This is a genomic window from Legionella sp., assembly GCF_965140895.1.
Classification (GTDB): Bacteria; Pseudomonadota; Gammaproteobacteria; order Legionellales; family Legionellaceae; genus Legionella.
Genome location: NZ_CBCSKT010000003.1, coordinates 26,018 through 32,274, shown reverse-complemented (window position 1 = coordinate 32,274; position 6,257 = coordinate 26,018). Strand labels below are relative to the sequence as shown.

Sequence of the window (6,257 nt, the reverse complement as noted above, 5' to 3'; positions counted from 1 at the left end):
ACTTACTGGTGGTAAAAAATTATACTGTTAGCTAATTCGGAATTAATCGATTATTTGGTGCGGAATCTGAGATTAAAGTAATGAACATTTAATTAAACCGCTTGTCAGTGTTTATCAATAGTTATCTTTCATTCGCTCACAGAATTATTTAAGTAAAACATGCCTTTATAAATAGATTTCCAAACAGCGTATATGATAAGGTCAATGTCTTTCTCTCACCAATTTGCTCATTTTTCTCCGGTGCATTCCAAAGAGGCTCAATATCTGCATTAATTACACATATAAGATTGATATGCTCTAGATGATTTAAATACATATCGAAATTATGGCTAAAGGTAAGTGAATCTACTGGAAATGTAATTTCTTCAGTACAGTTTAAGGTAAATTTGTTGGTTTCTCTATTATAGTCATATAAGTGAGTCGTTTTTATACTATTTGATTTAAGGTGAGAAAGTATTAATGCTTCGTCAGGCGATAGTTGATTTATTATTGATATAAAGGCTGGATGGGCTTCGGTATTTCTGGTTTTATCCATTGATCGAGCTAGTAAATTTTGGAATAGATCTACCAAAACATTACCTTCTTCCATATAACTTAACTGATTTACTATCGGTATGAAAAATGATTCTGGTGGTTTAACGAGGTTCTCTTGAGTTACTTTATCGACAGAATTTTTTAATCTGTTTTCTAGGCGCTCTTGCCAGGCTGCGGTCATTTGAATTGGATACAAAGGAATCTGGAGGGTTTTTATAAGCCAGTTAACTATTTTTGATACCTCTTTGATCGGTTGTGAGAATAAGTCATCATAAACTTTTTCTACAACCTTGCTTTCAGTTGCTGCCTTGACCAAGTTTGGATCAATAGTCATAAGTTTTCCTTATCTAATAATTTAGCGCTATAAGCCTTGTAACAAGAATAATTACTTGTAAAACGACAACATAATAATTCTACTCTACGATGGTTTGGGATTCGAGCCATGATTTAACTTAAAAAAATTGATTGTAGATTAATTATAATTCATTGATTATGTCGAAGCTGGATTGAAAACAGGCGTACATATTTATTCATTTCCTCTTTTTACCATGAACGCTCAGTTTTGGGATCAACTATATCCATTTCTACAAAACCATTGCGTAAGTCGGCGATGTAACCTGATTCAGAGATTATCTCACCAACTAGTTCATCCAATTCCTTCTCATGTTCATAGGGGACCTTAATCGTATAATTCCAGCGTTCATCCTCTGTTTTCATCATGGAGTACTGGGATAGCACCTGCGCTTCAATCTGGCGGAGTGATTCATTTTTTCCCCGAACAAATTTTGAATTATTTTCGACACGCAGATAAACATGCAGGACGGCAATTTTTTTGTTCGACCGACTGCCTTTAATATATTCAGCAGGGTAGTGGTCCCTATGGGCTTTTAGGATTCGATACACACTCGGCACACTAATTTTGCATTCAATGGCAGCGGATTCTCGGGTAAATCCTTCATCAATTAATTTGAGTACTTCCTCTGCTTTGGCCATGGCATAGGGCTTCTTCCCTTTATATACGTTGTTTTCTTTAGCTCTAGCAATGCCTTCTAATTGTCGTTCGCGGCGTAGGTTTGTTTCAAACTCAGCAAATACACCTAAGATATCCAAAAACATTTTTCCAGAAGCGCTGGAGGTATCGATGGGTTGCTCAATGGCTTTTAGGTGAATTTTGTTTTCACGGAATTGGATTAAGAGGTTTTGCAAATCGAGGATACTTCGTGTGAGTCGGTCAATCCGAGTGACGAGTAATGTATCCCCTTCGCGAAGGTACTCCAGCAGCTCTTCAAATGCAGAACGGTTTTTTTTAGATGTTCCGCTTTTTTTCTCAGAAAAGATTTTTTTGCATCCTGCTTTTTTAAGGGCATCCACTTGAATGGATAAATCTTGATCGATTGTTGAGACTCTGGCGTAACCTACAAAAGCCATTACTTGTTTCCTATCAATAGGTATTAGATTATTCGATATTAAACTATCAATTAATAAAATCAAAGGCTATTGATATATTATTTAAAAGTTCTCAAATTTGATTTATTTTTTATCTTATTCTCATTGGATGTCCACCTGAGATCCTTTTCCTTTCTGGCTTTAGCTCCAAAAGAAAAGCAGGAGGAAGGGGTATTTTTGTTGGGAGATGAGAATCCATACTCTTTGATATCAATTGGGTACACCTAATTGATAGTAATCGATATAGACTCTCATCACTGAACAAAACCACCCTTCCCTTCGATTTATCATTTAGAACTGAAACCACATAGAAAAAGGACCTCCGATAAAAATCTCATGAGAATCTGATAAAAAATAAATCAAATTCAAGAGCTTTTAAAATTAATATCAATAGCATTGGATTTTACTTATTGATAGTTTAATATCAAACTATCTAGTAGCTATTGATAGGAAAAAAGAAATGACTTCTGTAGGTTATGCCAGAGTCTCGACAATTGATCAGGATTTATCCATTCAGGTTGATGCCCTTAAAAAAGCAGGGTGCAAAAAAATATTTTCTGAGAAAAAAAGCGGAATAACTAAAAAGGGCCGCTCTGCATTTGAAGAACTTCTGGAATACCTTCGTGAAGGGGATACATTAGTAGTCACTCGTATTGACCGACTCACAAGAAGCATCCTTGATTTGCAAAACCTATTAATCCAATTCCGTGAAAACAAAATTCACCTAAAAGCCATTGAGCAGCCTATCGACACATCCAGTGCTTCTGGAAAAATGTTTCTGGATATCTTGGGTGTATTTGCTGAGTTTGAAACAAACCTACGCCGCGAACGACAATTAGAAGGCATTGCTCGAGCTAAAGAAAACAACGTCTATAAAGGGAAGAAACCCTATGCCATGGCCAAAGCAGAGGAAGTACTCAACTTAATTAATGAAGGATTTACCCGAGAATCCGCTGCCATCGAATGCAACATTAGCGTACCGAGTGTTTATCGAATCCTAAAAGCACATCGAGACCACTACCCTGCTGAATATATTAAAGGCAGTCGGTCGAACAAAAAAATTGCCATTCTGCATGTTTATCTGCGTGTTGAAAATAACTCAAAATTTGTTCGAGGAAAAAATGAATCACTTCGCAAGATTGAAGAACAGGTACTATCCCAGTACTCCATGATAAAAACAGAGGATGAACGCTGGGACTATAGCATTAAGGTACCCTATGAACATGACAAGGAATTGGATGAATTAGTTGGTGAAATAATCACTGAGTCAGGTTACATCGCCGATTTACGTAACGGTTTTGTAGAAATGGACATCATCGATCCAAAAACTGACCGCTCCTGGTAATAAAATGGATGAATCAGCACGTCTGTTCCGGAGCAGTGTGTCCAAGCAATTATAAAAACAGAAAACTAAAGAGTACTCCTCATCTTTATCTACAAATATATAATTAATGAGTAATGTGAATAATGAAAATAAACAACACCTACAATATACTTTCTAAAAGATATCCTCTACGATTAAAAACAGCTAGAAAAGCATTAATTCAATTATTCATTCAAAAAGACATCCATCCTCTACATGAGGAAGCTTTCTTATTCAATAAAACAGAATTAATCAATATTACATATACAAATTTATGGTTTGCTTTAGAAGGTTTCATAGATGTAACTCATGCTATGTTTGGAATAGAAGAGTTTGACACTAAAGGAAAAACCAAGCCTCTAGCAACAAAACTCTCTGAAATTCGTAAAACGATCATTGAAGCAGACCCTTACATTATTCATTTTCAAGATAAAGAGAGAGGCGCTAAATTTATTCAAGATCGTGACATGTTAAAGGCGCAGTTTAAGCTCATAAGTGATGAAATTAATAATGTTAATGAATTTAAATCCAAAAAAAAACGCAACTCCTTAAGTCATCTCCCTGTAAGAGAGGATACGACACATTCAGAACAGCATGTGTCTTTGGAGGATTCTGAGTTCGCAAAACATCAATTTTATGCTTCGAACATTATTGATACGCATATCATTTATGGTCTAACTCACCCAACTGTTAAGCGTTTGTACGAATTGATCGATCACTTTATGAAAAGCGTTGTTTCTTTTATTAAAAATCACGTTAACCGTCATAATTTATCCTTATATAGGAAATGCGAAGGAGATACCCAGAATATTTTATTCCAACTTTCGATTGTGAATATCATGATATATAGAGAATATGATGATGAGTATATGCTGTGTAGCGGAAGCCAGACTTTAATAAATTAATAATATGGAGAGTTGTAGGATATGACGTAGCCATCCAAAAACGTTACTCTAAGTAATACAATTTTGGCTGGCCTCATCATAGAGCCCCAACTAATTATTTATAACAATGTAGGATTGAAAAACGCAAGCCATTCAGAACAAGGGATGAGGCTATACCTTGCTCCTGGGAATAAACTTCTTTAAGTTTTTCTTCCCATGACTGATTTGGCACTAGTAATTGACAGTTATTTTTAATATCAAGATAGTCCAATGGTAGCCTTCCCTCATCCTCCCAAGAAAAATCCACTTTTGGGGGATTATGTTTCTGAAATCTCCATTGTAAAGGAGGTGGTAAAATTGAGTAATCTTCTTCTTTAAGGTAAAGTGCCTTGGTAATCCCCCCATTTTTAACTGAAGCTAAAAGTAGAGGATTAGGCCACTAGTGCCAATTTTTGCCTTGGAGTAATCCCTCCAATAGCAGTATTCGGACGTTCATTGTTGTAAGTCCATAGCCATTGTGTCGCATGTAGTTGTACCTCAGCAATACTTTCAAATAAGTATTGGCTTAACCAATCATAGCGAACTGTCCGGTTATAGCGCTCAATATAAGCATTTTGTTGTGGTTTTCCTGGTTGAATAAAAACTAACTGAATCTGATTTTTATCAGCCCACTGTTCCAGCAACTTACTAATATATTCAGGGCCATTGTCGCAACGTATCTGCCTGGGCTTACCGCGCCATTCGATGATTTGACTCAGAGTTCGTACAACGCGCTCTGCGGGCAAAGATAGGTCTACCTCGATAGCAAGGCCTTCGCGGTTGAAGTCATCAAGCACATTTAATAACCGATAGCTACGACCATCTTCTAACTGATCATGCATAAAATCCATCGACCAACATTCGTTGATTGCAGTCGGCTCTCTCAATGCTTCCGGCTTTTCCCTTATTAGTCGTTTTTTGGGTTTTATCCGCATATTGAGCTCTAACTCACGATAGATTCGGTAGACCCGTTTGTGATTCCAAAGAAATCCTTTTACGTTGCGCAGATATAAAAAACATAGGCCAAAACCCCAATTACGTTGGTTCTGAGCCAATCGCAACAACCAGTCCGTTATCAGTGCATTTTCATCACTTAATTTGGCTTCATATCGATAACAGGTTTCACTGATACCAAACAGCTCACATGATAATCGTATGGAAATATCCTTATGTATCACCGCCTTTTTCGCCAACTCTCTTCGACGCGACGGTGTTACCACTTTTTTTCAATGGCCTCTTTGAGTATTTCTGCTTTGAGTCGCTCTTCGGCATACATCTTTTTAAGACGACTATTTTCAGCCTCAAGCTCTTTTAAGCGCGACATCATCGATGCATCCATCCCTCCATATTTAGCTCGCCATTTATAAAAAGTTGCTGCACTAATGATATGTTCTCGGCATAGTTCTGAAACAGGTGTCCCATTTTCAGCTTGTTTTAGAATTAAGTGGATCTGACTGTCTGTAAATTTTGATCTTTTCATAAGAATCTCCTGCGCTTAGATTACGAGAAAATTCTACTTTTGGCAGCAATTATTTTTCGGGGGGATTACCCCTTTTCGGCACCCAATCCATAAATAGTCTGCTTGTTAAAGACAAATCCAAAGGGCTTATATCTTTTTTCGAAAGGAAAGAATTTATAGTTCTCTTTAGTAAAGATATTATACCTTGGTGAAGATTATGAAAACTAACAAAGAAATATTGAAAGAAAATAATTATTCAATTGATTTTTCTAGTGATATGCACATTAATTTAGATACAAAAATAATATTTTCTGCTCAATGTATTAGAGACAAAAGTGGACAATGGATATTAGATAGAATAAATAGAGCTAACACTACTTCGGGATGGGTAGTTTATTTTTGCAGCCTTATTGATAGTCCTAACGAACACAAATATTTAAATGAAATTTGTAATAGGGAATTTATAACAATTATTGATAATGAATAGAGAGGAGAATCCATAGATAAGCAACAATTGAGATGAACGAACGAT

At 36.2% G+C, this 6,257-nt stretch carries 6 protein-coding genes; 3 read left to right on the top strand and 3 right to left on the bottom strand.

What is annotated here, in order from left to right; genetic code table 11:
- Positions 1 to 148: 148 nt before the first annotated feature.
- Together ACQY7T_RS00445 and ACQY7T_RS00440 are read right to left on the bottom strand one after the other, a co-directional pair.
- Positions 149 to 868, bottom strand: a complete 720-nt coding sequence (locus ACQY7T_RS00445) for an Abi-alpha family protein (RefSeq protein WP_428410770.1) — start codon at positions 866 to 868, stop codon at positions 149 to 151.
- Between the two features lie 209 nt (positions 869 to 1,077).
- The gene (locus tag ACQY7T_RS00440; protein WP_428410769.1) at positions 1,078 to 1,962 is read right to left on the bottom strand and encodes a recombinase family protein; all 885 of its coding nucleotides are present in this window, start codon (positions 1,960 to 1,962) and stop codon (positions 1,078 to 1,080) included.
- Between the two features lie 478 nt (positions 1,963 to 2,440).
- Here ACQY7T_RS00440 and ACQY7T_RS00435 point away from each other — a divergent pair, with 478 nt between their 5' ends.
- Complete coding sequence (locus tag ACQY7T_RS00435; protein ID WP_428410768.1) at positions 2,441 to 3,325, top strand: recombinase family protein; 885 nt, start codon at positions 2,441 to 2,443, stop codon at positions 3,323 to 3,325.
- Positions 3,326 to 3,447: 122 nt separating this feature from the next.
- On the top strand, positions 3,448 to 4,248 hold the full coding sequence (locus ACQY7T_RS00430; protein ID WP_428410767.1) for a hypothetical protein: 801 nt from the start codon (positions 3,448 to 3,450) through the stop codon (positions 4,246 to 4,248).
- Between the two features lie 410 nt (positions 4,249 to 4,658).
- On the opposite strand, the gene ACQY7T_RS00425 is transcribed toward ACQY7T_RS00430, so the two are convergent.
- A protein-coding gene (locus ACQY7T_RS00425) for an IS3 family transposase (protein ID WP_428410766.1) occupies positions 4,659 to 5,746 on the bottom strand; the annotation gives its coding sequence in 2 pieces (ribosomal slippage) (positions 4,659 to 5,485 and positions 5,485 to 5,746; 1,089 coding nt in all).
- 196 nt (positions 5,747 to 5,942) lie between these two features.
- Here ACQY7T_RS00425 and ACQY7T_RS00420 point away from each other — a divergent pair.
- Positions 5,943 to 6,212 carry a hypothetical protein gene (locus ACQY7T_RS00420; RefSeq protein ID WP_428410765.1) on the top strand — a complete coding sequence of 90 codons (270 nt, stop codon included), beginning with the start codon at positions 5,943 to 5,945 and terminating at the stop codon, positions 6,210 to 6,212.
- The last annotated feature ends 45 nt before the right edge of the window (positions 6,213 to 6,257 follow it).

Excerpts from the sequence above, each read along its gene's own strand:
- ACQY7T_RS00445 (WP_428410770.1), bottom strand. The coding sequence starts at position 868 with ATGACTATTGATCCAAACTTGGTCAAGGCAGCAACTGAAAGCAAGGTT.
- ACQY7T_RS00440 (WP_428410769.1), bottom strand. The coding sequence starts at position 1,962 with ATGGCTTTTGTAGGTTACGCCAGAGTCTCAACAATCGATCAAGATTTA.
- ACQY7T_RS00435 (WP_428410768.1), top strand. The coding sequence starts at position 2,441 with ATGACTTCTGTAGGTTATGCCAGAGTCTCGACAATTGATCAGGATTTA.
- ACQY7T_RS00430 (WP_428410767.1), top strand. The coding sequence starts at position 3,448 with ATGAAAATAAACAACACCTACAATATACTTTCTAAAAGATATCCTCTA.
- ACQY7T_RS00420 (WP_428410765.1), top strand. The coding sequence starts at position 5,943 with ATGAAAACTAACAAAGAAATATTGAAAGAAAATAATTATTCAATTGAT.